Raw genomic sequence first — 26,521 nt, 5'->3', positions numbered from 1 at the left:
ACGACCCGGACCAGCACGATCCGGACCAGGACGACCCCCGACCCAGAAGGACAGAACACCATGTGTGGAGCAAAGGCCGGCGGCCCCGACGCTTCGACCATCAAGCCCGGTGAGACCACCATCCAGGGCAGCGTGACCCGCGACGGCGAGCCCGTCACCGGTTACGTGCGCCTGCTGGACTCGACCGGCGAGTTCACCGCGGAGGTCCCGACCTCGGCGACCGGGCAGTTCCGCTTCTACGCGGCCGAGGGCACGTGGACGGTCCGCGCCCTCGTCCCGGGCGGCAGCGCCGACCGCACGGTCGTGGCGCAGACCGGTGGCCTCTCCGAGGTCGCCATCGCCGTCTAGGGCTCTCGTACCGAACGCGGGAGCCCGTCCGGCCGACCGGCCCGGTGCTCCCGCGACACCTCACCGGCCGAAGGGCCGTACCCCAGGGGTTGGACGCCTTCTGAAGCGGGGTACGGCCCTTCGTGCCGTTCGCGTGGGTACGGAACGGGCCTACGCTTGACGTATGTACGCCCGACGCCGTCGTGGCTATTTCCTGATGATGGGCGGCTGCATCGTCCTCTTCGTGTCGGCCTGGGCCTTCGTCCGGCTGTGGTCGATGCCCGCCGCGATAGCGATGTGTGTCGTCGCCATGGTCATCCCGCCCTTCGCGGCCATGGTCGCCAACCGGCGGGGCCCGGAGGACCGCTGGTGGGACGACCCGTCGGGCGACCCGCAGTCCGACGAGTGGTGGGACGAACTCGACGGCAAGAAACGGCACTGACGGCACCGACGGCACCGACGGCTGTCCCCCTACGGGCCGCGGGGAGCGGGTACGCGTGGTGCGTCAGTAGACGAGGGCCTGGACGCCCTCGGCCATGATCTCGCTGACGAAGACCTGGGCGCCCGCGATCCGTACGCCCTCCAGGACGTCCTGCTCGGTGATGTCGCGACGGGCCGCGCACTGCGTGCAGAGGGTGATCCGCCCGCCCGCCTGGATCGACTCGATCAGATCCGGCAGCGGCGCGGCATGCGGCAGCTCGAACTCCGCGGCGCGCCCCGGCAGGGCGAACCAGGAGGATTCCCCGGTCAGCCAGAGCGAGACCTCCACCCCGCTGGCCACGGCGACCGCGGCCACCGTGAACGCCTGCGAGCAGCGCTCGGCTGAGTCGGCACCGGCAGTCACCTTGATCACGAGCTTCTTCGGCATGTGCCGAACTGTAATCGCCGGGCGGCCTGCCGACGCCCAGCGGGAACGCCTCGCGGAAGCGGGCCGCCTCGGCGCGCGATGCCGCCCGTCGCCCGGTGGACGTCCGCCGTCCCGGTTCCGGGGGACCGGCGCGCCGTTCCACCGGACGCCGGCCCCGCGGAACCGGCCGCCGGGCCGTCCCGCACCCCGCCGTTCCCGGCGCAAGCCCCGAAACGGCGGGCCCGGCCCCCACCCATTAGGCTGGGGCCGGGCCCCGTACTGCTGCCCTACCGCTCGTTCCAAGGAGTTCCCGTGCTTGAGGCATTCTTCTCCGCCCTGCTGGTCCTGGTCTGCGTCGGCGTTCTCGCCTTCGCCGGCCTGACCGTGAAGAAGCTCTACCAGGGTCAGCGCTGACCCCTCCTTCCCTCGCCCACCTCACAGATCGTCTGAGCCGTTCATGATCGAGATCCCGTCCGACCTCCACCCGGACCTCGTCCCGCTGGCCTTCCTCCTCGGCAACTGGGCGGGCGCGGGTGTCTCCGACTTCCCGGGTTCCGAGCAGTGCAACTTCGGCCAGGAGGTCTCCTTCAGCCAGGACGGCCGGGACTTCCTGGAGTACACCTCGCACACCTGGGTACTCGACTCCGAGGGCGAGAAGGTCAGGCCGCTGGAGTCCGAGTCGGGCTACTGGCGCATCGACAAGGACCGCAAGGTCGAGGTCGTCATGGTCCGCGACCAGGGCGTCGTCGAGATCTGGTACGGCGAGCTGGCCGACCAGAAGCCGCAGATCGACCTGGTCACCGACGCGGTGGCGCGCACCGCGGCCTCCGGCCCGTACAGCGGTGGCAAGCGTCTCTACGGCTATGTGAAGAGCGACCTGATGTGGGTCGGCGAGAAGGCCACCCCCGAGGTGGAGCTGCGCCCGTACATGTCGGCGCACCTGAAGAAGGTCGTCACCCCGGAAGAGGTCGAGGCGATGGCGAAGGGCCTCGGCGACCTCCCGGACGACGGCATCGCCTTCTTCAAGTAATTCCTGGATGCGAGCAGTTCACGGGTTCCTCTCGCACACAACTGCGGTCAGGTGCTCACCCGGTCCTACACTGGGCCTGTGGTGAGCACCGACTGGAAGACCGATCTCCGACAGCGCGGCTATCGGCTGACGCCGCAGCGGCAGCTTGTCCTGGAAGCCGTCGACACGCTGGAACACGCGACACCCGACGACATCCTCGCCGAGGTGCGCAGGACGGCGTCCGGCGTGAACATCTCCACCGTCTACCGGACGCTCGAACTCCTGGAGGAGTTGGAGCTGGTCAGCCACGCCCACCTGGGGCACGGGGCGCCGACGTACCACTTGGCGGACCGCCACCACCACATCCACCTGGTCTGCCGCGACTGCACGAACGTCATCGAGGCCGATGTCGGCGTCGTCGCCGAATTCACCGCGAAGCTGCAGGACAGCTTCGGGTTCGAGACGGACATGAAGCACTTCGCGATCTTCGGCCGCTGCGCCGACTGCACGGCGAAGGCGGCGTCCGAAGCCGCGGCACGGCCGGCCGACGCCGCCGGTCCCAAGCCGTAGGCGAGCGGTAGGCGGCCGGGCCGGAGCCGTAAATCGCGTCGTACGCTGGTCGCATGAAGAGCCCCTTGCTGTCCCTGCCCGGCGCCGTCCCCGCCGAAGGCCGCGACGAAGGCGTCGCCGCGCACTACGGTGATCTGTTCCGAGAACAGCGCACCCTCGCCGACGGCTCCGGTCTCGTCGACCTCTCGCACCGCGCCGTCGTCACCGTCACCGGCAGCGACCGGCTGGCCTGGCTGCACCTGCTGCTCACCCAGCACGTCAGCGAACTCGCCCCGGGACAGGCCACCGAGGCTCTGATCCTCACCGCGCACGGACACATCGAGCATGCCCTCTACCTCGTCGACGACGGCGAGACCGTGTGGATGCACGCGGAACCGGGCACGCAGGGCGATCTCGTCGCCTACCTGGAGTCCATGAAGTTCTTCTACCGGGTCGAAGTCGCCGACCGCACCGAGGACTTCGCCGTCGTGTACCTGCCGGCCGGCTCCATCGCGGAGGTCCCGGACGGTGTGACGGTGCGGGAGACGGCGTACGGGCGGGATCTGTTCCTGCCCCGCGCCGACCTGGAGGCGTACGCGACCGCACACGGCCCGGTGGCCGGCATCCTGGCGTACGAGGCCCTGCGCGTCGAGGCGCACCGCCCGCGCCTCGGTTTCGAGACCGACCACCGGACCATTCCGCACGAGCTGGGCTGGATCGGCACCGCCGTCCACCTCCAGAAGGGCTGCTACCGGGGCCAGGAGACCGTGGCCCGGGTGCAGAACCTGGGCAAGCCCCCGCGGCGGCTGGTCTTCCTGCACCTCGACGGCAGCGAGGTCGTGCTGCCGGGACACGGCACACCGGTACGGCTCGCCGCGGACGGCGCCGAGGGCCGGCAGCTGGGCTTCATCACGACCTCCGCCCGCCACCACGAGCTGGGGCCGATCGCGCTGGCCCTGGTCAAGCGGAACGTGGCGGTGGACGCGGAGCTGCTCGCGGGGGATACGGCCGCCGCCCAGGAGACGGTCGTGGAGCCGTAGCTCTGCGCAGATTCCCTACGCGCGAGCGTCTGCCCCGTCTGCACCGACGGCTCGTTCCGACCCGTACCCGGCGCGGCCGGGGTCCGGTGCGGGCCGGAACCGGGTTCAGACCTCGACGATGACGGTGAACGGGCCGTGGTTCGTGAGCGAGACCCGCATGTCCGCCCCGAACCGGCCCGTCTCCACCTGCGCCCCCAGCGCCCTCAGCTGCGCCACCACCTCGTCGACCAGCGGTTCGGCGATCTCGCCGGGCGCCGCGGCGTTCCAGGTGGGCCTGCGCCCCTTGCGGGCGTCCCCGTAGAGGGTGAACTGCGAAATCATCAGAAGCGGTGCATTCACATCGGAGCAGGACTTCTCGCCCTCCAGAATGCGGACCGACCAGAGCTTGCGGGCGAGCTGCGCGGCCTTCTCCGGCGTGTCCCCATGAGTGACTCCGACCAGCACACACAGTCCTTCGCCGACGATTTCGCCGACGACCTCGGGTCCGCCCGACGCGCTCGCGCCGTCGGCCACCGTGACGCTCGCGCCGTCCACCCTCTGCACCACTGCACGCATATGGCCCAACCTATCCTGGCGAACCTGTCTTGGGCTGAACGGGTACAGAGCATCCACATATGCCCCACTGGAGTGGCACCATGCTCGGAAGGCGGTGTGCCGACGCACCGGTCGAGGGGATGGACACCAGCATGAGTACCTATGGAACCGGGCAGTCCCCCGGCGCCGTGCCGGTCACGTGTACCGGCGCCAGTACGAGTACCAGCACCGGCATCAGTACCAGTACGAGTACCGGCACCAGCACCGGCATCATGCGCCCACCCGTGCAGCGAACCGGCCACGGCTGTGTGGACGGCCTGTCCGCGGGATCGCAGCCGGAGCTGGGCGGCCTGCGCCTGCCGGAGCTGCGCACCCTGCGCCGCGATTCGCAGCGCGACGAGGCCGATCTCAGCTATGTGCGGCGGCTGGTGCAGGGGCGGATCGACATCCTGCGGGCCGAGCTGGCCCGCAGGCGGGATCCGGAGACACCGGTGGTGGACCGGCTCTCGGAGATCCTCGCCGACACCCCGTCCCGGCACCGCTCCTCCGCCCGGCACGTCACGCTCACCACGCCGCGCAGCGACGAGTACCGCCGGCTGGCGGCCGAGACGCTGGCCGAGGTCGAGCTCTCCGACCTCGACGCCCGTACGGACGAGGAGCTGCACGCCGCGATGGGGCGCCTGGTCCGCTCCGAGCAGCAGGTCTCCCGGCGCCGTCACCAGCTGCAACGCACCGCTGACGATTGCAGTGCGGAGATCGCGCGCAGGTACCGTGACGGTGAAGCACAAGTAGACGACCTGCTCGCCTGAAGCGATCCTTCCGGGGGCGGGTTCCCACCCGTCCCCGGAAGGCCACCATGACCTCCAGCGCCGCCCCCTCCGCCATATCCCCCGCCCACCCCGTCCTGGCCGAGGTCGTACGGTCCGGTTTCGTGGAGGGCCGCCACCGGGGTTCGCTGGTCGTCCTGGCCGCCGACGGCAGTGTGGAGCGGGTCCTGGGCGATCCGGCGGCGCCGGTCTTCCCGCGTTCGTCCAACAAACCGATGCAGGCCGCGGCCGTGCTGCGGGCCGGCCTCGATCTGTCCGGGCAGCGGCTGGCCCTGGCCGCCGCGAGCCACTCCGGCGAGGGCTTCCACCTCGAACTCGTCCGCACGATGCTGGCCGAGCACGGACTGACGCCGGATGATCTGCAGACCCCGCCCGATCTGCCGCTGGACCCGGCGGAGGCGGAGGCGTATCTCGCCGCCGGCCACGTCCGGGACCGGATCACCATGAACTGCTCCGGCAAGCACACGGCGATGCTCGCGGTGTGCGCGCTGAACGGCTGGGACCGGGCGTCCTACCTCGACCCCGCGCACCCGCTCCAGCAGCTGGTCCACCAGGTGGTCGAGGAGGCGGCCGGCGAGCCGGTCGCGGCGGTCGGTACGGACGGGTGCGGGGCGCCGCTGATGGCGATCAGCCTGGTGGGCCTGGCACGGGCCTTCCGCTCGTTCGTGCGGGCGGAACCGGGGACGGCGGAGCGCCGGGTCGGGGACGCGATGCGGGCCCACCCCGAGTACGTGGCCGGAACGCGGCGCCCCGACACCTGGCTGATGCGGGAGGTGCCGGGCACGCTCTCGAAGATGGGTGCGGAGGCGGTGCAGGCGGTGGCGCTGGCGGACGGCCGGGCGCTGGCCTTCAAGATCGACGACGGAGCCACGCGGGCGCTCGGCCCGGTGCTGGCCCAGTCGCTGCGTCTGCTCGGTATCGACGCCCCGGTGGTCTCCCGGATCGGACGCGCGCCGCTGCTGGGCGGCGACGGTGAGGTGGGCGAGATCCGGGCGGCCTTCTGACCGGATTCTGCGGTGGGGGAGGCCGGATTCCGCGGCGCGGGAAACCGGATTGTGCGGCGGGGGAGCCGGATTCCGCGGCGCAAGAAAATCGGACGACATCCGGCGGGCCGGTGCCTAGCGTGGGGTGCATGCGTCCTGACGTCCGTACGATCACCGAATCCGAATTCCCCGACTGGCTGCGGTCCCTGAACACCGGCTTTCTGCGTCCGCCGGCGGTGACGGACGAGGAGGTCGCCAACCGCCTCCCCCACAACGACCTGGACCGGGCGCAGGGTGCGTTCGACGGCGGGCGGTGTGTGGCCACGTTCCGCTCGTTCGCGCAGGAGCTGACGGTCGTCGGCGGTGCCACGGTGCAGGCCGACGCGGTCTCCAACGTCACGGTGTCGCCGACGCACCGCCGCCGCGGGCTGCTCAGCCGGATGATGGCCGCGGATCTGGCGGCGGCGAAGGAGCGCGGCGAGGTCGTCGCCACGCTGATCGCCGCCGAGTACCCGATCTACGGGCGGTACGGCTTCGGCCCGGCGGCATGGGCCACCGAGTGGGAGATCGACGTACCGAGGGCGGGCCTCGACCCGCGCTGGTCGGGCCCCTCCGCGCAGGACGGCGGCCGGATCGACCTGGTGACCGGCGCGGACGTACGCAAGCTGGGCCCGGCCCTCCACGACCGGCTGCGCGCCCGGCAGCACGGTGTGGTCAGCCGCGACGCACGCTGGTGGGAACTGAACACCGGCGAGAACCTGCCGGGACCCTCGACCTGGACGGAACCCTTCTACGCCGTCTACAACAACGCGGACGGCGAGCCCGACGGCCTGATCGCCTACCGCGCCGACGACAACTGGGGTGACGCCAAGCAGCCGCTGAACCGGGCCACGGTGCTCGGGCAGATCGCCGTCACCCCGGCTGCGGAGCGCGCGCTGTGGCACTTCGTCTGCTCGATCGACTGGATCACCACGGTCCGGTCCGGCAGCCGCGCCCCCGACGACCTGCTGCCCCTCCTCCTCCCGGACCCGCGCGCGGCCCGCACCGTGACGCAGGCGGACTGGCTGTGGGTGCGCGTCCTGGACGTCGTACGCGCACTGGAAGCGCGTACCTACGCGGCATCCGGCGCGCTGACCCTGGACATCCACGACGCCACCGGCCTGACCGCGGGCCGCTACCGCCTGGAGGCCTCCCCGTCCGGCGCGTCCTGCGTCCCCACCTCGGCCGAAGCCGATCTCGCCCTGGACATACGGGAGTTGGGGACGCTCTATCTGGGTGACGAGTCTCCGGTCCGGCTGGCGGCCCTGGGCCGGATCGAGGAACTCACGCCGGGTGCCGTGACGCTGGCGGAGGGGATGTTCCGGGCGGCTCGGCGGGCCTGGTGCCCGGACGTGTTCTGAGGCGAGCCGGGGCTGCCCGTTTCCGCCCGACGTCGGGTGAGCAGGACGCGGTACGCGCGGGAACGGGCACGGGGCCGGGGCGCGGAGGCCGAGGGAGCGGGGGGTGACGGCTCGGCCCGCCCGGCTCGCCGGCCGGCACCCTCTGCGCGGGCACCGTGCCCTTCCGGCCGCCGGCGTCCGGCCCCGTCCGGCGCCCGTGTGTCCGCTCTGGGACGTCAAGTCCGGTTGAGGTCAAGGCGTACGCTTCAGGGTCATGAGCGGAGAGACACCCGGCCCCGGGACGGCCCCGCACGCGGGCCCCGCGCACGCTGCGGACCCCGTGCCGCACGCGCCGATGAGCCTGCGTGAGCGGAAGAAGCAGCTGACGTACCAGGCGGTGTCCGATGCCGCGATCGCGATGTTCCTGGAGCGGGGCTTCGACAAGGTCTCGGTGGCGGAGGTGGCGGCCGCCGCGGACATCTCCAAGCCGACGCTGTTCCGGTACTTCCCGGCCAAGGAGGACCTGGCCCTGCACCGGTTCGCCGACCACGAGGACGAGGCGGCCCGCGTGGTCGCCGCCCGCGCGGACGGCGAATCCCCCCTGGACGCCCTGCGCCGCCACTACCTGGACGGCCTGGAACGGCGCGACCCGGTGACCGGGCTCTGCGACGCGCCTCAGGTGCTGGCGTTCATGCGGTTGCTGTACGGGACGCCGTCCCTGGTGGCCCGCATGTACGCCTACCAGGGCCGCTCGGAGGCGGTGCTCGCCCGCGCGCTGGGCGACCGGGTGCGGGACAGACTGGCCGCGGGCCAGATCATCGCCGTCCTGCGCATCCTGGCCCTGGAGAACTGGCGGCGCATCGACGCGGGGGAGACCGCGGACCAGGTGTACGCAAGCGCGGTCGAGGCCGCCGAGCTGGCCTTCGTGCAGCTGCGGTCGGGGCTCGGGGCGGAGTAGCGGGCGGAACGGTGGGCGGCTCAAGTGATCCGCCAATTGATCCGCCAAGTGATCGGCGGGGCGTGGGGCGCCGGGCTGCTCAGGGGCGAGCGTCCTGGGCGTGCAGCACCGCCTCGGCGATCTCGCGTACGCGGTCGCGCGTGATGCCGGTGCGCTGTTCCACGGCGAGCGGGTGGTCGGTGGGGTCCAGTTCGATCCGGGGGCGCAGGCCGATCGGGCGGGTGTGGGCGTTCGTCTTGAGGTTGGTCGTGCGGGGTGAGTAGAGCCCCAACTCGGTGCTGAGCCACCCGAAGTACGGCTGCTCGGACTCCCGGCCGGGGGTCTCCCACACGTCGAGGGCGCGGCCGAAGTTCTCCCGGCTGAGCGAGACCCAGACGCCCCAGGAGAACGGCTCCTCGCTGCCGAGGACGGGTATCTCGATCAGGCCCTTGATGAAGTAGTGCTCGTGTCTGACGATGCACTGGTCCGAGGAGAGCATGCTGTCGGGATCGTTCTCCAGGCTCGCGTCCCAGACGTCGGGTGCCATGGTCGAGTACCCCATCGGGAGTTCCGCGTGGTGTTCGCCGCAGCAGGTGCAGGTGTAGCCGGGGTCGATAGCCATGGGCGGGATCCTAGGCCCTGCGGTCCCGGGGATGCCGGGCGTTCCGCACCCGGCCGCAGGGGGACGGCGGGCGCCGCGCGGTGACGGACGTACGGGGGCGACCGGGGCGTCCGGCCGGTTCCCGACCGCCGCTCCCCGAGCAGTCGCGACGGCTCCCGGTCGGTGAGTACGCGCGGGCGGGACCGGTACCCGGCTTCTGCTCGGTGACGTCCTGCGCGGTCATGGCGCTACTCGCGACGCCCGAGCAGCGTCATGTCCTCGTCGTCGAGAACCAGTCGACCGGCGGCCATGTTCTCCTCCAGGTGGGCGAGCGAAGCGGTGCCGGGGATCTGGACGATCGAGGGCGAGCGGGCCAGCCCCCACGCGATGGCGACCTGGAACGCCGTCGCGCCGTGCCGGTCCGCGACCTTCCGGAGGTTCGCGCCGGCGAGCTCGGTGTGCCCGCCGCCGAGCGCGAAGAACGGCATGTACGCGATGCCGGCGTCCGCGCACTCGTCGACGAGTGCGGCGTCCGCCTGGTCGAGCACACCGAACCGGTTCTGTACGGCGGCGACCGGCGCGATCGACCGCGCCTCCGCGAGCTGCTCGCGCGTCACATTGCTGACGCCGAGCTGCCGGATCAGCCCCTCCTCGCGCAGCGCGGCCAGCACGGCGAACCGTTCGCCGATCGACTCCGCGACCTCCGAACCCAGCCGCCCCACCCGCAGATTCACCAGGTCGAGGGCCTCGACCCCGAGATCCTCCAGGTTCCGCTCCACCTCCCCGCGCAGCTGATCGGGGCGGGCCTCGGCGTACATCTCACCGGTCTCGTCCCGCAGCGGGCCGACCTTGGTGGCGATGGTGACGTCGGCGGGGTACGGGTGCAGGGCCTCGCGCAGGAGGTCGTTGGCGCGGTGGGTGCTGGAGAAGTAGAACGCGGCGGTGTCGATGTGCCGCGCCCCGAGTTCGACGGCGCGGCGGGCCACGGCCACGGCGTTCGCGGTGTCACCGGCGGGCCCGCTCCACCGCCCCGGCAACTGCATCGCGCCGAAGCCGAGTCGCGGGACGGTGACCGTGCCGCCCAGCTCGAAGGTGCCGGGGCCGGGGGCGGGAGCGGAGGAAGAGCCGGAAGGGGAGCCGATCGGTGAGGAGGTCATGGGGGCAGCATGGCTGACGAAGGACCGGGCCAGCACATTCATTTCCTCCGGGCTTTCGGGCCGGGACTACCGTGAGGCAATGGTCCCCGCACCGGTCCCCGAGCCGATCCCCGCACCGATCCTTGCACCGGTCTCCGCTCCGATCCCCGCACCGGTCTCCGTCCCGCGGGTCTTCCCGCCCCACCCGATCCGGGGCGTCCAGGCGACGTACGCCCGTCAGGCCGGCTGTCCCTCCGACTTCGCACAGGTCGTCGCGGACTTCGAGCCCTGGGAGGAGGGGGTCGCGTGCGAGGCCGCCGACACCGCGTCCGTCAACGGCTGGTCGGCGGAGGAGATCGCCTCGTTCCACGAGGGCTTCGTCGAAGGCGTACGCGAGGAGCTCGCCGGCCTCGTCGGCCGCGAGTCCGGAACGGTCGTCGCGGTGGCCGTCGTCCTGCGGCGCATCAAGGTGCACGAAACCGACTCCCACCGAGGGGCGTTCCGGGAAGCCGGACGCGTCGCCGTACGCAACGCCCTGGTGCGGGCCTACGGGCCACCGCCCAGGCCCAAGCGCCGCCGCGGATGAGGACGGGGCGCACACCGTAGACGGGGCGCACACCTGTAGACGGGATGTACACCTGTACCGGACCGACGGCGTCTTCGCACGGGCGCCCGCGGGGCTTCGGCTTCCTCGCGAGCCCTGGCCGGCTCCGGCGTTGAGCGCGCTGTCCGCCTCGGGGGAGCAGGCTCGAGCACGTGTCCGACGTGATGGTGATCGAGGAGTGGCCGAGCATCTCCTGGATGTCCTTGAGATCGGCGCCAGCCGCGTGAGCCGGGGGTGCGGCGCCGTGACGGAGGTCGTGGAGACGGATCGGTGGGGGCCGATCTCCGGCAGCAAGAGGTCATCCGACGTGCGGATCACTTCACAGGGCCATCAGGCCGGTGGTCAGAGATCACCCGTTCGCCACCGGCCGATGGATGCCGGGCCCGGAAACCCTCACGATGGCGAAGAGGGCTGCGTCCGTACCAGGGCCGGGCATGCCGGCTTCCAGTCGGCCGACATGGGCAGTCCGCTCCGGATCATCCGTCTCTCTCCCCGGAGGCCGCAGTGGGACACGCTGTCGGTGATGTGCTGGGCCTGGCCGCAGGTGTCGCGGTCAGCCCCCTTCCGATCGTGGCGATCATCCTCATCCTGGCCACCCCGCAGGGGCGCCTCAACGGACTGCTGTTCGCCCTCGGCTGGGTGCTGGGGCTCGCAGCGCTCGGCGCGATCATGCTGGCCGTCGGTGGCACGGGCGGAGCCTCGGCCCACAAGCACCCCGCCACTTGGGTCGGAGCCCTCAAACTCGCCCTGGGTGCACTCCTCGCCCTCTTCGGCGCCCGTCAGTGGCGGCGCCGCCCCAAAGACGCCTCCCAGGCGCAGCTCCCGAAGTGGATGGCGGCGATCGACCGCTTCACCCCCGCCAAGATCCTCGGTCTGGGGCTGTTGCTTTCGGCGGCCAATCTCAAGAACGCGCCCCTGACCATCGCCGCGGGCGCCTCGATCAGCTCTGCCGGGCTCCCCGTGCCGCAGCAGATCGGAACGCTCGCGATCTTCGTGGTCATCGCCTCTCTCGGAGTGCTCGCACCACTCGCCGTCTACCTGGGCATGGGCGAACGTGCCAGAAGCATCCTCGGCAACTGGCGAGACTGGGCCGCGCAGCACAACGTCGCCGTCATGGCCGTTCTGTTCTTCGTGCTCGGCCTCAAGCTCCTGGGCGACGGCATCAGCATCCTCGCCATGTGAGGACGTCGCGCTGGGGTCTTCGTTCGGATCACGCCGGGCTCGCGGGGTCCGGCCCGATCCGAACGAAAGACCCAAAGGGCTGTCCCGTAATCCCTGGCGGGCGTGCGACGCCAGCTACGGCACCTCGCCGCGTTGTCGGAACGCCCGAATACATCCAGTATGAGGGCGTCCCTCCGCCTTGCGATGCACCGCATCTGACGCCGCACGCTGATCCACCAGGGATTACGGGACAGCCCTTAGCCGTCGCCCTGCTCGATGTGCAGATGGATCGGCCCGCGCAGAATGGGGCTGCGCCGGTACGGTGGCGGGTCGGCGACCAGCCTGGGCCGGGTGAGGCGGCGTACCAGCTCGGTCAGTGCGATCTGGGTTTCCCTCCGGGCCAGCGGGCCGCCGAAGCACAGGTGAATGCCGCTGCCGAAGCCGAGGTGCTGGTTGTCACGCCGATCGGGGTCGAAGCGGTCGGGATCGTGGAAGCGGTCCGGATCGCGGTTGCCCGAGGCCAGCATCAGCATGATCTGCGAGCCCTTGGCGATCACGGTGTCGGCCACGGCGATGTCGCTGTACGCCGCCCGCCAGGGAATGATGTGCACGGGCGGCTCGTAACGCAGCAGTTCCTCGACCAGCGGTATGACGAGGCCCGGTTCGTCGCGCAGGCGCTGGAGCACCTGCGGGTGGCGCAGCAGCGTCAGCATGCCGTTGGTGATGAGGTTGACGGTGGTTTCATGGCCGGCGATCAGCAGCAGGTTGGCGGTGCTGACGATTTCCTCGTCGGTCATCCGCCCGTCGGGCCCGTCGTCGTTGGCCAGCCGTGACAGCAGGTCGTCGCCCGGCCGGCCGTGGCGTTGCTCCAGCAGCCCGCCGAGGTACTGGCGCAAGTCCTTGCGGGCCTGCACGCCGTTGTCCAGTTTTTCCTTCGGATCGGTCCTGGGGTCGTAGTCGATCGAGTTGATGATGTCGTTCACCCACAGATGGAACCGCGGTTCGTCCTCGCGCGGCACGCCGAGCAGGTGGCAGATCACGGTGACGGGGAACGGGTAGGCGAAGTCGTCCACGACGTCGATCTGCTCCTTGCCCGCAAAGTCGTCGATCAGGCCGTTGACGGTGGCGGTCAGGGAGGGTTCCATGCCGGTCACCAGCCCCGGGGTGTGCGGGGGGCCGAAATGGCGCATCGCCATACGCCGCAGGCGGTCGTGCTCGGGCGGGTCGAGGTTGATGAACGCGGGCGTGGTCTGCTCCTCGGCTCCGGCCGTCGGATGCGAAAGATTGCGAGTGTCCGAGCTCAGGTGCGGGTTGTGCAGGACATCCGTGATCTCGCGATAGGTACTGATGACGTAGCTGCCGTCCTCCTGCCGGGCCACCGGTGTCCTGCGCAGCTCGGCGTACAGCGGATACGGGTCGGCCCGGGAGGAGTGGTCGAGGACCCGGCGCAGCATGTCGGACGTCTCGGTCGTGGTCATCTCGCTTCCCTCCTACCGATGCTGGCGCGCGGCCGTTACGCGTCGCTCGCTCGGATCGTGGCCGGTGACGACGACGGTGGCGCCCTGGGCGAGCAGGACGGGCCCAGGGAAGTCGACGGGCACCGGTTTCATGTCGGCGGGCCGGTCGGGTGTGGGACAGGGAGGCGGGAAGGGCGCGGCCGTTTCGATGAGCGTCCGGTAGTGGTCCAGCCACTTCGCGTTGTTGAAGCTCACTGCCGCGGTGACGCGGCCCCGGTAGCCGTATGCGGCGACGAAGCGGTGGTCGGGTACCGACCCCTGGGTGACGACCACCTCGTCGGCGAAGGTCGGCACGCCGACGGACTTGATATTGACGCCGAACTGGATCGACCAGAACACGGGGATGGACAGGTGGGGCCAGCGGTCCGCCTGGGAGCTGACCATGTTGTGCGCCGCGACCTCGGCCTGCTCCACTGCGTTGGCCCAGTGCTCCAGCGAGATGAGCCGGTACTCGTAGACCGGGTTCGGGCAGCGTGCCACGTCTCCGGCGACGAAGACATCGTCGGTGACGAGGCCGTTGAGGTCGAGGGCGCGACAGCCCGTGTCGCAGGCGATTCCCCAGACGCCCGCCGCCAGTCCTGAGCCCTGCAGCCACTCGGTGTTGCGGATGCCTCCGAGTGCCACCACCGCCACGTCGGCGTCGATCGTGGTGCCGTCGTCGAAGTGGGCGCGGCGAAGCCGTCCCTGCGCGTCGCCCTCCAGTTGGGTCACCTTGACACCGCAGCGCAGATCCACACCGTGAGCGCGCTGCATGTCCGCCGCAACCTCACCGATCATGGCGCCGAGCGCCCCGACCAGCGGGGTCGGCGCGAGTTCGGCGACGGTCACCGGGATATCCCGTTCGCGGCAGATCGAGGCGATCTCGGAGCCGGTGAATCCCGCACCGATGACCAGGACGCGGGAGGGGCCGGCGGCGAGGGCTCGCTGCAGGCCCTCGGCGTGTTCGCGCGTACGCACGACAAAGACCCCGTCCAGAGTCGCCTCGCTCTCGACGAACCAGGGCCGGGCCCGGACCCCGGTGGAGATCAACACCCGGTCGAAGGGGACGTCGCGCCCGTCGGCGAGACGCACGTGGTTGGTCCCCAGGTCCAGCCCGTCGGCGGGCACACCCAGCAGCCACTCCGCATCGATGTCACGACGTCGCGGCAGTGTGGTGCTTTCGGCGGACACCCACCCGGTCAGTACCTGCTTGGACAGGGGAGGCCGGTCGTAGGGTTCGCCCAGCTCGTCGCCGATCATGGTCAGCGATCCGGTGAAACCCTCGTTGCGCAGCGCCTCCGCGGCCCGCAGTCCAGCCAGCGACGCCCCGACGACCACGATGCGGCCATCGCGCTTGAACGCTTGCAGATTGTCGGCGCTGGTCATGACGGCGACGCCTCCGCCGGTGCGTCCGGTCCCTCCAGCGGTACGTCCGGTCCCTCCAGCCGGTCGACCAGAATCGCTTGGACCGGGCAGGCCGCCGCGGCGCGCAGCACCTGGTCGCGCTGGGCGTCGTCGGCGTTCGGGTGGTACATCAGCGCTTCCTCGCCGTGCATCCGGAACACGTCCGGAGCCAGGAAGGCGCACTGCGCATACCCTTCACATCGGGAAAGATCAACGACAACTCTCATCCCGACCTCCACAGGGACTACAAGCTGCGGGCCCGGAAGCCGACGCCACTCGATGCGCACGGAGCGCACGGCGCGAGAGAAGGCATGGAGCCGTTGTCCGGCTCCGCGGACGCGAGGAGACGCACCGCGCTCGTCGGGTCGCCGCAGAAGGCTGGTCGTCGCGTACAAGGCGACTGGCGGGTGGAACCGCCCAGAGATCCTGACCTTCCTGCCAACCAGCGTATCCCGCGCGTACTTTGCCCGCACTCCGGGAAGGGCCGCGCTGCCGATCGGCTCCGGAGTCCCATGTCCCCGAGGCCCGGTCGCGTTCGACCGATCGGCGCAATCCGTCCGTGCCCGACGTGTGGGCTGGGCTTTCGGATGGTTCGGTGTCGACAGGAGCCGACCTGACCCGCATGCGGTCATGAGGTCGGCCGGTCGAGGAGGAGAACCGGCGTGAGCGTGACTCAAGGGGCCCCGCAGGGCGTCGTTCCCTCGCATCTTCTGAAGGGCCAGAAGGCACTCGTCACCGGCGCGAACTCCGGCATCGGCAAGGCGACGGCCATCGGCCTGGGACGCGCCGGAGCCGACGTGGTCGTGAACTACGTCGCCGGGCGCGAGGAGGCCGAGCAGGTGGTCGCGGAGATCTCCGGGTTCGGCGTGCGCGCGAAGGCGTACGAGGCCGATGTGTCACAGGAGGACCAGGTCGTCGCGATGGTCGAACGGATGGTGCAGGAGTTCGGAACCATCGACATCCTCGTGGCCAACGCGGGGCTGCAGCGCGATGCTCCGTTCACCGAGATGACGACGGCCCAGTGGCAGAAGGTGCTGGACGTCAACCTCACCGGCCAGTTCCTGTGCGCCCGGGAGGCGACGAAGGAGTTCTTGAGAAGGGGAGTCGTCCCCGAGGTGTCGCGAGCGGCCGGGAAGATCATCTGCATGAGCTCGGTGCACCAACTCATCCCTTGGGCCGGCCACGTCAACTACGCGGCCTCCAAGGGCGGGGTGCAGATGATGATGGAGACGCTCGCCCAGGAGCTCGCGCCCCACAGGATCAGGGTCAACGCGATTGCTCCAGGAGCCATCAGGACTCCCATCAATCGCAGCGCCTGGAACACCCCTGATGCCGAAAAGGACCTGTTGCAGCTGATTCCTTACGGACGCGTCGGCGATCCGGAGGACATCGCCCACGCGGTCGTCGGGCTTGCCTCGGACCTCATGGACTACGTGGTGGGCACCACTCTCTACGTGGACGGCGGCATGACCCTCTTTCCCGGCTTCGCCACCGGCGGCTGAACCGCTACGGCGGCCGCGAGCGGCAGGCACGGCCTTCGTTCCGCGGCCTTCGTTCCGCGACCTTCGTTCTCAGTCCCGCTGTTGATCGAGGGCGTTGTCCAGGGTGGTGGCGGCCATGATCAGGGACAGATGCGTGAAAGCCTGCGGGAAGTTGCCCAGCTGCTCGCCACTGGGTCCGATCTCCTCAGCGAACAGGCCGACGTGGTTGGCGTAGGTCTGCATCTTCTCGAAGGCATAGCGCGCCGGCCGAATCCGCCCGGCGCGGGCGAGAGCGTCCACATAGAGGAAGGTGCAGAGACTGAACGTGCCTTCGGAGCCCCGCAGACCGTCCGGGGAGGCCGCAGGGTCGTAGCGGTAGACGAGGCTGTCCGATATCAGGGTGCGCTCCATCGCGTCCAGGGTCGACAGCCAGCTAACCGTCCTGGGCGCCAGGAACCCGACGCGCGGAATGAGTAGCAGCGAAGCGTCGAGGACGTCGCTTCCGTAGTGCTGGACGAGGGCCTGCTCCGTCTCGTTCCAGCCCCGCTCCATCACCTGTTCGAGGATCGCGTCGCGAGCCGCGGTCCAACGGGGAGCGTCGGCGGGACGGCTGTGTTCTCTCGCCAGGCGCAGCCCCCGGTCGAAGGCCACCCACGCCATCACTCGGCTGAAGGTGAAGTCCTGGCGCCCACCACGGGTCTCCCAGACGCCTGCGTCGGGGCGATCCCAGGAATCGGCGAGCCAGTCCAGGGTCCGCGCGAGGTTCTTCCAGCCGTGATAGCTGCCTCCCACGGCGATCTCACGCCCTTCCGACAGGGCATAGAGCGCCTCGCCGTAGATGTCCAGCTGCAGCTGATCGGCTGCTGCGTTCCCGGCCCGCACCGGGTACGAACCCCGATAGCCCTCGAAGTGCGAGAGAACCTCTTCCGGCAGCTCGGGGTCCCCGTCGACGCGGTACATGATCTGCAGCGGCTCGCCTTCGACGCCCTCCCGGTCCTGGAGGCGGTCGCTCAGCCAGCGCGTGAACTGCGCGGCCTCCTCGGCGAACCCCAGGTCGAGCAGGGCCCGCACGGACAGGGAGCCGTCACGGACCCAGGTGTAGCGGTAGTCCCAGTTGCGTTCACCCCCGATCTGCTCGGGCAGGCCCATGGTGGCGGCGGCGACGGGAGCACCTGTGGGTGCGTAGGTGAGCAGCTTGAGTGTGATGGCCGAGCGGTGCACCACCCCCGGCCACCGGCCGCGATACCGGGAGGAGCGCACCCAGCGCTGCCAGAATTCCACCACGTCCCAGAACTGCTCCATCGCCGAGTCCGGGGTGACCGGCGGCGGAGGGTCACCATCCGGTCCGCCGACGGTGAACACCGCTGCGGCCACCTCACCCGGCCTCAGGGTCACCGCACCCCGCACGTCCCTGCCGTCCTGTTGCAGGGGGAAGGTGCTCTGCAGAAAGGCGGTGACGTTCGGTGCGCGGAACGTGGCGGTACCGTCCTGCAGGTCGAGACGGTGGGTGGCCCGGCTGTAGTCGAAGCGCGGGCGGCACTCCAGAATGAAGCGCACCGTTCCGCGCACCGCCCGCACTCCGCGCATCAGTACGTGCCGGTCCGTCGGGGTGCCGAGACGATCCGGTGGCATGCAGTCGAATACCTCGCCGACCCCGTCCGGCGACATGAACCGCGTAACCAGGACTGCGGTGTCGGGGTAGTAGAGCTGCTTGCAGGTGGTGGTCCGGCTGTCCGGCGCGAACAGGAAGTAGCCGCCGCGGTCGTGGTCGAGCAGGGCGGCGAAGACACTGGGCGAGTCGAACCGGGGAGCCGCGAACCAGTCGACGACCCCCTGGGACGACACCAGAGCAGCGGTCTGAAGGTCGCCGACGAGGCCGTGGTCGGCAATGGGCGGGTAACGGTCCATGACCATCTCGCTTCCCTGATGCCCCTGATCCCACTGTCCGCCCTGTGCGACGAGGCTGCCACGGGGTGCGGCACGAGGGGCGATGCGCCCACGACGCCTCGGCCGCTCAGACCTCGGAGAGCGCCGCGCGCAGGCGTGCACCCGTTGCGGCGGCCTCCCGGCTCGCTCGACCCGGGGCTTCCCGTCACGGTCCCTCGGGCTTGCGGGCGAGGAAGAAGGCTTGCCGGCCCTGCCGGGGCTTCTCGCTCTCGTCGGGTTCGCGGATCATCCGGGCGGTCATGCCGAAGCCGGCTTCGCTCATGAGGCCGGCGACATGATCGGGGGACATCCAGTAGACGTCGAGCGACAGTTCGTGTCCGTATGCCTGGTCCAGGTGCCGCAGTCGGTCCCCGGCCTTGAACGCCAGGAGCATGTGGCCGCCCGGGGCCAGTACCCGGTGGCACTCGGCGAACACGGTCGGCAGCAGCTCCGGTGGGGTGTGGACGGTGGAGTACCAGGCGATGACACCACCGAGAGAGCCGTCCTTCAGGTCCAGCCCGGTCATCGACCCCTCTTCGAACCGGAGGCCCGGGTACGTCCGGCGGGCGACCGCGATCATCTCGGGTGACAGGTCGATGCCGAACGCGTCCACTCCGAGTGAGTGGAGGTGGGCCGTGATGCGTCCGGGGCCGCAGCCGAGGTCGGCGACCGGCCCGGTGCCCGGCGCCTGCGCCTGCACGAACTCGGAGAAGACGGTGAGCATCGCGCGGTTCAGCGGTTTGGCGTCCAGTTCGTCGCGGAGGAGTCTCTCGTAGTCGACGGCGACGATGTCGTAGGCCGTCCGTGTGGCGTGCAGATAGGTCGCTTCGGTCTCGGTCATGACCGATGACGGTAGCCTCGTTCCCCCCGTTCCCGCCGCTCGACACCGGTAGCAGTTCCGGCCAAGCGCGGGTGGAGCGAGACTCCGTCTGCCCTGCTCGGCCCGGGAGTTGGGCACGGGCACCCCTCTCCGTGGCCGCAGGCGTTGCGGAAGTCGTCCGAAGACGCATGCCCTGCCGTGGTCGCCGACCGGTGCGGGACCCGCAGGGTGGTCACCGTCCGGCCGGCGATGCGGACCTGGGCGGCCGGAGTCCGGCGCGCCGCAGCACCGGGACGCAGAAGCCGAGCACTGCGGCGAGCAGGCAGGTGAGGTGGCGAAGACGCGGACGTCCGGACCGGGCAGCCAGACCGGACGTCCGGGCCGGACAGTCACACGGGGCAGCCAGACCGGACGGTCAGGCCGGACAGCCACACGGGACGGTCAGACCGGACGGTCAGGCCGGACAGCCTTACAGCGACATCCAGCAGTAGAGCTGATCGCCGGCGTCGCGCGCCCGCCTGGCAAGCAGGACGAGCTCTTCGGCCAGTGGCTGCATGTCTTCGGCGCGTGCTCCCTCCAGTTCCTCCGCCTGCACCCACCTGGCGACGGCGGCCGGTATTTCGGAGTCGCGTACTCCTGCCAGCGTGTCCCGTGCGGGGGGACGGAGTTCCGACACCCACGGACCCGTCACCCACGGGTCGTCCTCGGTCTCGGGGCCGTCCGGGCCGGGGACCGGGGAGGTCGGCCACACGGTCGTCTCCTCCACCAGGTCCACCCGCCACTCCACCCGGTGGATGGCGGCGATCAGCTGCGCCAGGACGACGTCCGGATCCACGCGCTTGGCCTCGACTCCGTCGAACACGGCGGGCGCTGCGCAGAGGGGGGACCCGCCATCCGTCTGCTCCAGCGCCCGCACGACCGAGGCGGCATCCGCCGCGCGGAAGTAGTCGGTCAGAACACCCATCGCTCTTCTCCCAGTCTCCGGATCGTCGCCAGGCAGTAGATCAGACACGGTTCGCAGTCGCGGAGGGTGGAGCGGGACGGGGGCGGGCCGGCTGTCCCGCTCAGTCCGAGGCGGTCCGCGCCGGCTTGGCGGCGACCAGCAGTGCGGCGAGCAGGACGGGGGCAGCTGTCTGGTACCCGATCCACACCTCACCCCCGGCGCTGCCGCCCTGCCACGCGATCAGGAGGCCGGCAAGGGCCGCCAGCACCCAGCCGCCGTCGTAGGCGGCCATGAGCCGCGTGCAGGTGCGCATCGGGCGGCTGCGGGCACACCCGATCTCGATCCCGCCCCCGATCAGCAGGGCCACGCCGGAGACGATCATCAGCCAGCCGGGCACGCCGAGCAGACGGCCGAGCGGGGCGGCGCCGGCGATGTAGACAGCGGCGAGTACCACCTTGACCACGCCATCGGCGATGATCCCCACCGTCCGGAGTGTCACTGCTGGTGCCACGATCTGGGCCATGAGCGTTCCTCCCTGAGCACGTCCCGACCATTTCGATAACGAGATTACGGTAATAATTTCATTATGAGAATGTCGAGAGCAGAGACCAAGGAGCGCAACCGCCGAGCCTTGCTGGATGCCGCGTTCCACGTCGTCTCCCGGGACGGGCACCGGGCCAGGCTCGAAGAGATCGCCGAACGGGCGGGCCTGACCACCGGTGCCGTGTACTCGCTGTTCGGGAGCAAGAACGGCCTGGTCGTCGCCCTGGTCGCCGACTACCTGCGGCCGCACTACGACGAGATCGAGCAGGTGGTTCCCGCCGGGCTGGATCTGCTTGAAGCGGTCGATGCCTTTGCCCGGTACTACCGGCGTAGTTGTGACGACCCCGACGCGCGTTCCCGCCTGTCGCTCCAGATCACCATGCTGGGCATGGCCCTGCACGACCCGGACCTGGGGGCCCGGCTCGCCGCGTCCGTCCGGTCGCAGGAGAACCACCTGATCGCGCTGTTCGCCGGGAGGCCGCACAACGGGGACGTCGTGACGTCGCCTCAGGCGCACCGCCTGGCCACCGCACTCAGGGCGCTGTTCGTCGGCCTCAGCCAGGGCGTCACTCTCGGTCTCGCCGATGGTGCCGACGAGCAGTACTTCGCCGCCGCTGCCTGCGCCTTGGCATCCGACATGTCCCTCGTCGATCACATCGGGACGTGACGGATACGCACGACCGGATGCCTCACGAAGATGCCTCACCGGGCTCGGACCGCCTCGCCCTCGGAGAGGGAGGCTGCGGGGCAGAGGCAGGACGGCGCACAGGGCTCAGGGGCGTCCAGCTTCAGCGGCATCGGAGCAGGCGGCGTGAGACGGGACAACCGCCTCGCCTTCGGAGACAACGCTTCGCCTTCGGAGAAGCGGACGGTGGTGAGGCGCAGGGGTGAGACTGAGCACGATAGCTGTCGTTAACCTCCCGCCCCGATCTGGCCTTTCTTGATGCGCGGAGCAGGACATCTGTCGCCGAATTCGCATCGTTGTTGACGTGTTCCGCGCTTTTTGCAGGCAAATTGTCGCAAACTTCGAAGATCGCTCCTCCGGCGGGATGCGCGCGGTTTACCTGGGACTATGAGCGATACCCGGGGCTCCTTCTGGTCCCATAGCTGTACGTGGACAGATCTGCTGGTCCCTGTCTCGCTGGACGCGGGGCGGGGCGGCCTAGACCTGTCCGATGGCTGGCCGGACCGGTGGACGGCAACGTGGAAGTACGCCGGGGACGAGATTGCGGGGCCGGTCCGGCACCTGGGGCAGGTGCCGGTGGCGAGCCGTGGGCCGATGCGGGGGTTCACCTGGCGGCGAGAGCAGCGGCACAGGCCCGGTCTGGAGTCCCTGGTGTCGACGGGGCGCCTGCATGGGTTCGAAAGTCTCGAAGAGGATCAGCTGCTGGTATCTCTGGACTTTGCCGGTGATCTGGCGGAAGTGCTGTCGCAGCCGTTGCGTATCCGGTTCCGTACGGCGGAGAAGTGGCGCAACCACACCCCGGACTTTTTCGCAGTCACGCGGGTGGGGGCCTGGCTGATCGACGTGCGGCCCCGAGACCTGATCGAGCCCGAGGACCTGGAGTCGTTCGCGGCCGCGGAGGAAGTGGCGTTGGTCTGCGGATGGCACTACGCGGTCGCGGCCGAGTGGCGTCCGCATGTGCGGCCCACGCTCGGCGCGTTGTACGGGAAGCGCCGTCCGACACACGACGTGCTCGGCATTCAGGCCGATCTGCTTGCTCATGCCCAAGAGGGCCTCACATTCGGTGAGTTGGCGGCCGCGCAGACGTACTGGCCCGTGGCACGGGCTCAGTTGCTGCACCTGTTGTGGCATCGCAGGCTCGGGATCGACCTTGCTCAGCCGTTGACGGACAGTTCGCGGGTGGTGCTGGCGGGAGGCTTCTCATGATGGGGGCGGCGGCACTGGATCTCTCGCCCGGAGCGGGCGTGGTGCTCGACGAGGTGGAGTGGCTGGTCGAACGGCAGGAGCCGCATCTGGGGCGGGTCCACCTGGTGCGTGCGGACGGTGAGCGCCAGCGGGCGAGCTTCCGCTTCCTGGTCAACTACCCGCGTTGTCGGCCGTCGTCGCGTACAGCGGCGGAGGGCGCCAACCGTGGTCGGCAGCCAGCTTCGTGGAGTGATGTGAAGCCGGAGAAGCGGCCCTTGATGGAACAGCGCTTCGCGCATCTGATGGAGGTCAGCTGCGGTTTCCGCAGTGGTGATCCGTTCCGTCCCGCGCCGGGGGAGCCGCATCCTGAGTACGACCCGGACCGTACGACGCTGAGTGAGCGGCGGGCGGCGAAGGCCGCTGAGTTGTCGGCGCTGAGGCCCGAAGAGGCCAAGCTGCTTCTGGGCGTCGCGCACGTCGGGGTGCGCACGCTGGAGCGCTGGGAGTGCAGGCGCAGGAAGTACGGGATCGTGGGCTGTGCCGATCACCGGTGGATGCGGGCGAGTGGGGGACACCCGAGCGTCAGCGAGGAGGTTCGCGAGGCGATCTTCGCGGTCAGGGCGGAGACGCAGCACCACCGGTCCCGGGTGAGCGCACGCACTCGCGAGATCATGATCCGTCGCTATGTGCGGGAGACATTCGAGAACGAAGACGAGGACGGGGACGAGAGCGAGAAGATCGAGGTCCCCAGCTACCACACGCTGCTGCGGGTGTGGAAGGAGTGGTTCGGGCCGGGCGGCGCCCGACAGAAGTACGAACGCTCGGCCGAACTGCCCACCAAGAACGGGCATGTGCTCGTGACCCGCCCCGGCCAGGTCGTCGCGCTGGACACGACGATCCTGCCGGTGATGGTCCGCGAGAACGTTTTCGGTGACCCGGTCACCGTCCACCTCACTTTGGCGCTGGACGTCTACACCCACTCCATCTGCGCGTTCCGGCTCACTCTGGTGTCGGACTCCTCGGTGGACGTCGCGATGGTGCTGCGCGACGTCATGCTGCCGCTGCCCATGCGGGAGGAGTGGGGCGAGGACATGGAGTGGCCCTATCCGGGGCTGCCAGCCGCCATGGTCTCCGAGTTCGCCGGGTGCGAGGTGGCCGGGCTGCCGTTCTTCACCCCCGAGACCGTCACCTCCGACCACGGTTCCGTCTACCGCAATCACCATCTGGTGGATGTCCAAGAGGCGATGGGCTGCCGGATTCTTCCGGCGCGCGTGCTGCGCCCGCAGGACAAGAGCGCGGTGGAGCGCGTCTTCGGCAGTATCCGCTCGCTGGTGTTCGAGAAGCTGGCCGGTTACACGGGGGTTGACGTCTCCGATCGCGGCGCGGACCCGGAGAGCGACGCGGTGCTGACCCTGGCCGAGATGGAACACTTCATCGCGACCTGGGTTGTGAAGGTCTGGCAGAACCGCAGGCTCGGCGAGTTCGCGCCCAGCTGGGATCCCGGCGGTGAACACAGCCCCAACACCCTGTTCGCCGCCTCCTTCGCCCAGGAGGGCTTCGACCTGGACATTCCCTCCCCGGAGACGTACTACCGCTTCCTGCCCGAGCACCACGTGAAGCGGATCCACCGGCGGGGCGTGAAGGTCAAGGGGCTCTGGTACGACGCCGAGTTACTGCACCAGCCCGACATGAACTCCGCGCGCGGGGGCCGCTACAAGCAGCACTGGGTCATCCACCGCGAACCCCGCGACCGGCGGGTGGTGTACTTCCAGGATCCCGACACCCATGAATGGCACGAACTGCGCTGGACGGGCCTGCCGCCGGAGGGCGAGATGCCGGCCTTCGGTGACGCCCGGGTCGAGGAACTCCTCACCCGCGTACGGGAAGCAGGCCTCAAGCCGCGCTCTGACAGAGAGCTCGTCCCCAAACTCCTGGAGATGCTGGGGGCCGTCGATCCGGTCGCGAAGTGGCCGTCCCAGCTGACCAAATCCCAGCGGACGCAGCACGCGCGGGAGATCACCCAGGCCCAGGCGGCAGCTGCGGACCGACCGCAACAGCCGCCGAAGCCGAACAAGCCACCGCGCCTGGCTGCCCTCGGCGCACCGGATGCGGAGCCTCCGTGGCGGGAACGGGCCCGGGATGCCACCGAGAGCCTGGACGCGCACCGGCGCCGACGGCGTGAGACGGCCAAGCCAGCGCAGCAGCCGTCGGCACCCGCTCCGCTGGGATCGAGCCGCCGCGGCCGCAACCTCTTCGTCATCGCCGACGACGATGACGGATCCGACGAACCGGACCCGCAGCCGACGGAGGAGACGTGAGATGAGCAACCTGCCCCCGGAGCCGCGGAACGCTCCCGTGCCGTTCCTGCGCTTCGGCCCGAGGCCGGACCGGACCCGGTATGAGGGTTGGCAGGAGTTCCGCCGGACACGGGATCTGTTTGTGCCGGTCAGGAAGATCTCCTTGGCTGAGTACGGGCTGATGAGCCCGCGCAAGAAGTCCTTGCATGACCTGCACCGCGCGGCCACGCACGTCAACATGCAGATGCTGGACACCCCGATGAGCGAGGTGGTCACCACGCTGATGCGTTCACGGATCCAGAACAACGCGATGCGTATCGGTCCGAGCACCCTGGACGGGCTGATGATCAACGGCGGTGGCTACCAGGGCAAGACGGAGACCGCCTGCCGGACCGCCACCGAGTTCGAGGACACCTGGCGTGACCTGTTCGAGCAGTACCCCGAGTGCTACTTCGATCCAATGCCCGGCACCCGGGACCTGATCGCGCCGGTCGCCTACTGCCAGACCCCGGTGAAGGCCACTCCGATCGGCCTGTGCGAGGCAATTCTCGACTACTACGGTGCCCCCTACGGCAAGAACCTGCGCGGCATGATCCGCAACGCCCGCGAATCGATCAAGGCGCACGCCACCACCGTCCTGATCATCGACGACATCACCCGCCTGAAGATGCACCGGGAAGACGACCAGGACACCCTCGACCTGATCCGCGGCCTTATGGACTTGGACGTCACGCTTGTCCTCATCGGCGTGAACATTCCCCGCTCCGGCCTGCTCAGGGAGGGCTGGCACGACCCCCGCACCAACCAGTGGGTCTACGCACCACTGAAGAAGGGCAAGAGCTACAACCCCGACGCCTCCACCCAGACTGAGCGCCGCTTCGACCTGATCACACTCGACCCCTTCGACTACAGCAGTGACGCGGGCATCGCGGCTTTCATCGACCACCTCGTCGGTGTCGAGAATCAGATTCGGCTCTTCAACGCCGGCCCCGGCACGCTGTCCCAGGGGCTGATGCCCGAGTACCTCTACCGCCGAACCCACGGCATCGTCGGTCTCCTGCGGCGCCTGATCGAGGATGGGCTGACCAAGGCAATGGAGAGCGGCTTGGAGAATCTGACCATCGACCTCCTCGACGAGATCGCCATCAACCTGGGCAACGTCCCCGGCAAGGACGGCGTACGCGACGCCGAAGCCGGAGAGATCCCCGACGTGGACACTGCCCCACAGCCGAAGGCGAAAGCAGCCCGGAAGATCCCGAAGGCCCGGAAAGGGCGCAACACGGTTCTCGACGACCGCGGCACACCTCCGGCGGCCGAGGCATGACCCTGCGTCCCTTGCCCCGCAGCCTCGACCCACTCGAAGACGAAACCCTAGTTGGCTTCACTCTCCGCCTCGCCCGTCACAACGGCACGACCCCGGAGCAAGTCGCAGCCCGTTTGGGGTTGATGGATGGGCTGGGTGAGACCCCCAGCGCCGTCTCCCCCTGGCTGCTGGTGGACATGGACAAGCCACGCCTTGCCCGGGCGGCACGCGCGGCACATCTGACCGTGGCGGAGGCCGACAAGTTACTGCTCGCCCCCATAGGGCATCGATACGGTCTGGTGAGCAGGAGATACCGGCCGTGGACGAGTCCCCGGCAGCTGGACCGTCCCAATCGATGGATCCTCGTACGGACCTCCCAGTACTGCCCATCCTGCCTCGCGGGCGATGGAAGTCCGCAAGAGGCTCTGAACGGCGGTGCCTGGAGACGGTCGTGGCGCCTGCCGGTGGTCTTCGCTTGCGTTCGGCACAGGCAGCTCCTCCATC

The 26,521-nt window shown here is 69.8% G+C and carries 27 protein-coding genes and 2 pseudogenes; 17 read left to right on the top strand and 12 right to left on the bottom strand.

What is annotated here, in order from left to right; all coding sequences use genetic code 11:
• Nucleotides 1–60 precede the first annotated feature (60 nt).
• Both ACFVT1_RS03430 and ACFVT1_RS03425 read left to right on the top strand, forming a co-directional pair.
• Nucleotides 61–348 (top strand): DUF1416 domain-containing protein, encoded by a 288-nt coding sequence (locus tag ACFVT1_RS03430; protein ID WP_030925040.1) that lies wholly within the window; start codon nt 61–63, stop codon nt 346–348.
• 163 nt (nt 349–511) lie between these two features.
• A complete protein-coding gene (locus ACFVT1_RS03425; protein WP_362206410.1) occupies nt 512–769 on the top strand; it encodes a DUF3099 domain-containing protein in 258 nt (85 codons plus the stop codon).
• A 63-nt stretch (nt 770–832) separates the two neighbouring features.
• Here the strand turns inward: ACFVT1_RS03425 and ACFVT1_RS03420 are convergent, their stop codons facing one another.
• The gene (locus ACFVT1_RS03420; RefSeq protein ID WP_362206411.1) at nt 833–1,195 is read right to left on the bottom strand and encodes a DsrE family protein; all 363 of its coding nucleotides are present in this window, start codon (nt 1,193–1,195) and stop codon (nt 833–835) included.
• Nucleotides 1,196–1,631: 436 nt separating this feature from the next.
• Between ACFVT1_RS03420 and ACFVT1_RS03415 the strand changes: the two genes are divergently transcribed.
• The 3 genes from ACFVT1_RS03415 to ACFVT1_RS03405 all read left to right on the top strand — a co-directional run bounded on the left by ACFVT1_RS03415 (nt 1,632) and on the right by ACFVT1_RS03405 (nt 3,772).
• Nucleotides 1,632–2,204 (top strand): FABP family protein, encoded by a 573-nt coding sequence (locus ACFVT1_RS03415; protein ID WP_389792081.1) that lies wholly within the window; start codon nt 1,632–1,634, stop codon nt 2,202–2,204.
• A 78-nt stretch (nt 2,205–2,282) separates the two neighbouring features.
• Nucleotides 2,283–2,753, top strand: coding sequence for a Fur family transcriptional regulator (locus ACFVT1_RS03410; RefSeq protein ID WP_389792079.1), 471 nt, complete (start codon nt 2,283–2,285; stop codon nt 2,751–2,753).
• Between the two features lie 53 nt (nt 2,754–2,806).
• Entirely contained in the window at nt 2,807–3,772 is a 966-nt protein-coding gene (locus ACFVT1_RS03405) for a YgfZ/GcvT domain-containing protein (RefSeq protein ID WP_389792077.1), read from the top strand.
• Between the two features lie 105 nt (nt 3,773–3,877).
• Here the strand turns inward: ACFVT1_RS03405 and dtd are convergent, their stop codons facing one another.
• The gene (gene dtd / locus ACFVT1_RS03400; protein ID WP_389792075.1) at nt 3,878–4,327 is read right to left on the bottom strand and encodes a D-aminoacyl-tRNA deacylase; all 450 of its coding nucleotides are present in this window, start codon (nt 4,325–4,327) and stop codon (nt 3,878–3,880) included.
• A gap of 131 nt (nt 4,328–4,458) precedes the next feature.
• Between dtd and ACFVT1_RS03395 the strand changes: the two genes are divergently transcribed.
• The 4 genes from ACFVT1_RS03395 (at nt 4,459) to ACFVT1_RS03380 (ending at nt 8,453) form a co-directional block, all read left to right on the top strand.
• Entirely contained in the window at nt 4,459–5,115 is a 657-nt protein-coding gene (locus tag ACFVT1_RS03395) for an ABC transporter substrate-binding protein (protein WP_389792073.1), read from the top strand.
• Between the two features lie 47 nt (nt 5,116–5,162).
• Nucleotides 5,163–6,137, top strand: a complete 975-nt coding sequence (locus ACFVT1_RS03390) for an asparaginase (protein WP_389792071.1) — start codon at nt 5,163–5,165, stop codon at nt 6,135–6,137.
• 128 nt (nt 6,138–6,265) lie between these two features.
• Complete coding sequence (locus ACFVT1_RS03385; RefSeq protein WP_389792069.1) at nt 6,266–7,516, top strand: GNAT family N-acetyltransferase; 1,251 nt, start codon at nt 6,266–6,268, stop codon at nt 7,514–7,516.
• Between the two features lie 253 nt (nt 7,517–7,769).
• Complete coding sequence (locus tag ACFVT1_RS03380) at nt 7,770–8,453, top strand: TetR family transcriptional regulator (protein WP_389792068.1); 684 nt, start codon at nt 7,770–7,772, stop codon at nt 8,451–8,453.
• Nucleotides 8,454–8,532: 79 nt separating this feature from the next.
• Here ACFVT1_RS03380 and ACFVT1_RS03375 read toward each other — a convergent pair whose 3' ends face one another.
• The gene (locus ACFVT1_RS03375) at nt 8,533–9,054 is read right to left on the bottom strand and encodes a DUF2199 domain-containing protein (protein ID WP_389792066.1); all 522 of its coding nucleotides are present in this window, start codon (nt 9,052–9,054) and stop codon (nt 8,533–8,535) included.
• Between the two features lie 227 nt (nt 9,055–9,281).
• On the bottom strand, nt 9,282–10,190 hold the full coding sequence (locus ACFVT1_RS03370; protein WP_389792064.1) for an oxidoreductase: 909 nt from the start codon (nt 10,188–10,190) through the stop codon (nt 9,282–9,284).
• 79 nt (nt 10,191–10,269) lie between these two features.
• Between ACFVT1_RS03370 and ACFVT1_RS03365 the strand changes: the two genes are divergently transcribed.
• A complete protein-coding gene (locus ACFVT1_RS03365; protein ID WP_389792062.1) occupies nt 10,270–10,755 on the top strand; it encodes a hypothetical protein in 486 nt (161 codons plus the stop codon).
• Nucleotides 10,756–10,942: 187 nt separating this feature from the next.
• Here the strand turns inward: ACFVT1_RS03365 and ACFVT1_RS03360 are convergent.
• Nucleotides 10,943–11,044 (bottom strand): annotated as a pseudogene (locus ACFVT1_RS03360) (tyrosine-type recombinase/integrase); the annotation flags it as partial.
• A gap of 233 nt (nt 11,045–11,277) precedes the next feature.
• Here ACFVT1_RS03360 and ACFVT1_RS03355 point away from each other — a divergent pair.
• A complete protein-coding gene (locus tag ACFVT1_RS03355; RefSeq protein ID WP_389792060.1) occupies nt 11,278–11,955 on the top strand; it encodes a GAP family protein in 678 nt (225 codons plus the stop codon).
• 236 nt (nt 11,956–12,191) lie between these two features.
• Here the strand turns inward: ACFVT1_RS03355 and ACFVT1_RS03350 are convergent, their stop codons facing one another.
• The 3 genes from ACFVT1_RS03350 to ACFVT1_RS03340 are packed head-to-tail and all read right to left on the bottom strand — an operon-like array spanning nt 12,192 to nt 15,061.
• Nucleotides 12,192–13,412, bottom strand: a complete 1,221-nt coding sequence (locus tag ACFVT1_RS03350; protein ID WP_389792058.1) for a cytochrome P450 — start codon at nt 13,410–13,412, stop codon at nt 12,192–12,194.
• Between the two features lie 12 nt (nt 13,413–13,424).
• Nucleotides 13,425–14,816, bottom strand: coding sequence for an NAD(P)/FAD-dependent oxidoreductase (locus ACFVT1_RS03345; protein WP_389792057.1), 1,392 nt, complete (start codon nt 14,814–14,816; stop codon nt 13,425–13,427).
• Entirely contained in the window at nt 14,813–15,061 is a 249-nt protein-coding gene (locus ACFVT1_RS03340) for a ferredoxin (RefSeq protein WP_389792055.1), read from the bottom strand. The genes ACFVT1_RS03345 and ACFVT1_RS03340 overlap by 4 nt, the downstream gene beginning before the upstream one ends.
• A gap of 435 nt (nt 15,062–15,496) precedes the next feature.
• Between ACFVT1_RS03340 and ACFVT1_RS03335 the strand changes: the two genes are divergently transcribed.
• Nucleotides 15,497–16,336 (top strand): SDR family oxidoreductase, encoded by an 840-nt coding sequence (locus ACFVT1_RS03335; protein WP_389792054.1) that lies wholly within the window; start codon nt 15,497–15,499, stop codon nt 16,334–16,336.
• Between the two features lie 69 nt (nt 16,337–16,405).
• Here the strand turns inward: ACFVT1_RS03335 and ACFVT1_RS03330 are convergent, their stop codons facing one another.
• The 4 genes from ACFVT1_RS03330 to ACFVT1_RS03315 form a co-directional block, all read right to left on the bottom strand.
• Entirely contained in the window at nt 16,406–18,223 is a 1,818-nt protein-coding gene (locus ACFVT1_RS03330) for a glycoside hydrolase family 15 protein (RefSeq protein WP_389792052.1), read from the bottom strand.
• A gap of 184 nt (nt 18,224–18,407) precedes the next feature.
• Entirely contained in the window at nt 18,408–19,082 is a 675-nt protein-coding gene (locus ACFVT1_RS03325; RefSeq protein WP_389792050.1) for a class I SAM-dependent methyltransferase, read from the bottom strand.
• Between the two features lie 448 nt (nt 19,083–19,530).
• Nucleotides 19,531–20,025: a hypothetical protein gene (locus ACFVT1_RS03320; RefSeq protein ID WP_389792048.1), complete on the bottom strand. Its 495-nt coding sequence runs from the start codon at nt 20,023–20,025 to the stop codon at nt 19,531–19,533.
• 100 nt (nt 20,026–20,125) lie between these two features.
• Entirely contained in the window at nt 20,126–20,527 is a 402-nt protein-coding gene (locus ACFVT1_RS03315; protein WP_389792046.1) for a hypothetical protein, read from the bottom strand.
• 69 nt (nt 20,528–20,596) lie between these two features.
• On the opposite strand from ACFVT1_RS03315, the gene ACFVT1_RS03310 reads away from it, so the two are divergent.
• The 5 genes and pseudogenes from ACFVT1_RS03310 to ACFVT1_RS03290 form a co-directional block, all read left to right on the top strand.
• The gene (locus ACFVT1_RS03310; protein ID WP_389792045.1) at nt 20,597–21,214 is read left to right on the top strand and encodes a TetR/AcrR family transcriptional regulator; all 618 of its coding nucleotides are present in this window, start codon (nt 20,597–20,599) and stop codon (nt 21,212–21,214) included.
• Nucleotides 21,215–21,619: 405 nt separating this feature from the next.
• Nucleotides 21,620–22,438, top strand: coding sequence for a TnsA-like heteromeric transposase endonuclease subunit (locus ACFVT1_RS03305; RefSeq protein ID WP_389792043.1), 819 nt, complete (start codon nt 21,620–21,622; stop codon nt 22,436–22,438).
• Nucleotides 22,435–24,735: a transposase gene (locus ACFVT1_RS03300; RefSeq protein WP_389792041.1), complete on the top strand. Its 2,301-nt coding sequence runs from the start codon at nt 22,435–22,437 to the stop codon at nt 24,733–24,735. The genes ACFVT1_RS03305 and ACFVT1_RS03300 overlap by 4 nt, the downstream gene beginning before the upstream one ends.
• A 1-nt stretch (nt 24,736) precedes the next feature.
• Complete coding sequence (locus tag ACFVT1_RS03295) at nt 24,737–26,038, top strand: ATP-binding protein (protein ID WP_389792039.1); 1,302 nt, start codon at nt 24,737–24,739, stop codon at nt 26,036–26,038.
• Nucleotides 26,035–26,457 (top strand): annotated as a pseudogene (locus ACFVT1_RS03290) (TniQ family protein); the annotation flags it as partial. The gene ACFVT1_RS03295 and the pseudogene ACFVT1_RS03290, both read left to right, overlap by 4 nt.
• Nucleotides 26,458–26,521 lie beyond the last annotated feature (64 nt).

Origin of the sequence: Streptomyces sp. NPDC057963, assembly GCF_042887155.1 — a bacterium.
Lineage (GTDB): Bacteria > Actinomycetota > Actinomycetes > Streptomycetales > Streptomycetaceae > Streptomyces.
The sequence above is the reverse complement of the archived record's forward strand: the minus strand, read 5'-3'. Positions and strand labels throughout refer to the sequence as shown.

Bases quoted from the DNA above. Each gene is read 5' to 3' on its own strand.
- ACFVT1_RS03430 (WP_030925040.1), top strand. From the start codon at position 61: ATGTGTGGAGCAAAGGCCGGCGGCCCCGACGCTTCGACCATCAAGCCC.
- ACFVT1_RS03425 (WP_362206410.1), top strand. From the start codon at position 512: ATGTACGCCCGACGCCGTCGTGGCTATTTCCTGATGATGGGCGGCTGC.
- ACFVT1_RS03420 (WP_362206411.1), bottom strand. From the start codon at position 1,195: ATGCCGAAGAAGCTCGTGATCAAGGTGACTGCCGGTGCCGACTCAGCC.
- ACFVT1_RS03415 (WP_389792081.1), top strand. From the start codon at position 1,632: ATGATCGAGATCCCGTCCGACCTCCACCCGGACCTCGTCCCGCTGGCC.
- ACFVT1_RS03405 (WP_389792077.1), top strand. From the start codon at position 2,807: ATGAAGAGCCCCTTGCTGTCCCTGCCCGGCGCCGTCCCCGCCGAAGGC.
- dtd (WP_389792075.1), bottom strand. From the start codon at position 4,327: ATGCGTGCAGTGGTGCAGAGGGTGGACGGCGCGAGCGTCACGGTGGCC.
- ACFVT1_RS03395 (WP_389792073.1), top strand. From the start codon at position 4,459: ATGAGTACCTATGGAACCGGGCAGTCCCCCGGCGCCGTGCCGGTCACG.
- ACFVT1_RS03390 (WP_389792071.1), top strand. From the start codon at position 5,163: ATGACCTCCAGCGCCGCCCCCTCCGCCATATCCCCCGCCCACCCCGTC.
- ACFVT1_RS03385 (WP_389792069.1), top strand. From the start codon at position 6,266: ATGCGTCCTGACGTCCGTACGATCACCGAATCCGAATTCCCCGACTGG.
- ACFVT1_RS03380 (WP_389792068.1), top strand. From the start codon at position 7,770: ATGAGCGGAGAGACACCCGGCCCCGGGACGGCCCCGCACGCGGGCCCC.
- ACFVT1_RS03375 (WP_389792066.1), bottom strand. From the start codon at position 9,054: ATGGCTATCGACCCCGGCTACACCTGCACCTGCTGCGGCGAACACCAC.
- ACFVT1_RS03370 (WP_389792064.1), bottom strand. From the start codon at position 10,190: ATGACCTCCTCACCGATCGGCTCCCCTTCCGGCTCTTCCTCCGCTCCC.
- ACFVT1_RS03365 (WP_389792062.1), top strand. From the start codon at position 10,270: ATGGTCCCCGCACCGGTCCCCGAGCCGATCCCCGCACCGATCCTTGCA.
- ACFVT1_RS03350 (WP_389792058.1), bottom strand. From the start codon at position 13,412: ATGACCACGACCGAGACGTCCGACATGCTGCGCCGGGTCCTCGACCAC.
- ACFVT1_RS03345 (WP_389792057.1), bottom strand. From the start codon at position 14,816: ATGACCAGCGCCGACAATCTGCAAGCGTTCAAGCGCGATGGCCGCATC.
- ACFVT1_RS03340 (WP_389792055.1), bottom strand. From the start codon at position 15,061: ATGAGAGTTGTCGTTGATCTTTCCCGATGTGAAGGGTATGCGCAGTGC.
- ACFVT1_RS03330 (WP_389792052.1), bottom strand. From the start codon at position 18,223: ATGGACCGTTACCCGCCCATTGCCGACCACGGCCTCGTCGGCGACCTT.
- ACFVT1_RS03325 (WP_389792050.1), bottom strand. From the start codon at position 19,082: ATGACCGAGACCGAAGCGACCTATCTGCACGCCACACGGACGGCCTAC.
- ACFVT1_RS03320 (WP_389792048.1), bottom strand. From the start codon at position 20,025: ATGGGTGTTCTGACCGACTACTTCCGCGCGGCGGATGCCGCCTCGGTC.
- ACFVT1_RS03315 (WP_389792046.1), bottom strand. From the start codon at position 20,527: ATGGCCCAGATCGTGGCACCAGCAGTGACACTCCGGACGGTGGGGATC.
- ACFVT1_RS03310 (WP_389792045.1), top strand. From the start codon at position 20,597: ATGTCGAGAGCAGAGACCAAGGAGCGCAACCGCCGAGCCTTGCTGGAT.
- ACFVT1_RS03305 (WP_389792043.1), top strand. From the start codon at position 21,620: ATGAGCGATACCCGGGGCTCCTTCTGGTCCCATAGCTGTACGTGGACA.
- ACFVT1_RS03300 (WP_389792041.1), top strand. From the start codon at position 22,435: ATGATGGGGGCGGCGGCACTGGATCTCTCGCCCGGAGCGGGCGTGGTG.
- ACFVT1_RS03295 (WP_389792039.1), top strand. From the start codon at position 24,737: ATGAGCAACCTGCCCCCGGAGCCGCGGAACGCTCCCGTGCCGTTCCTG.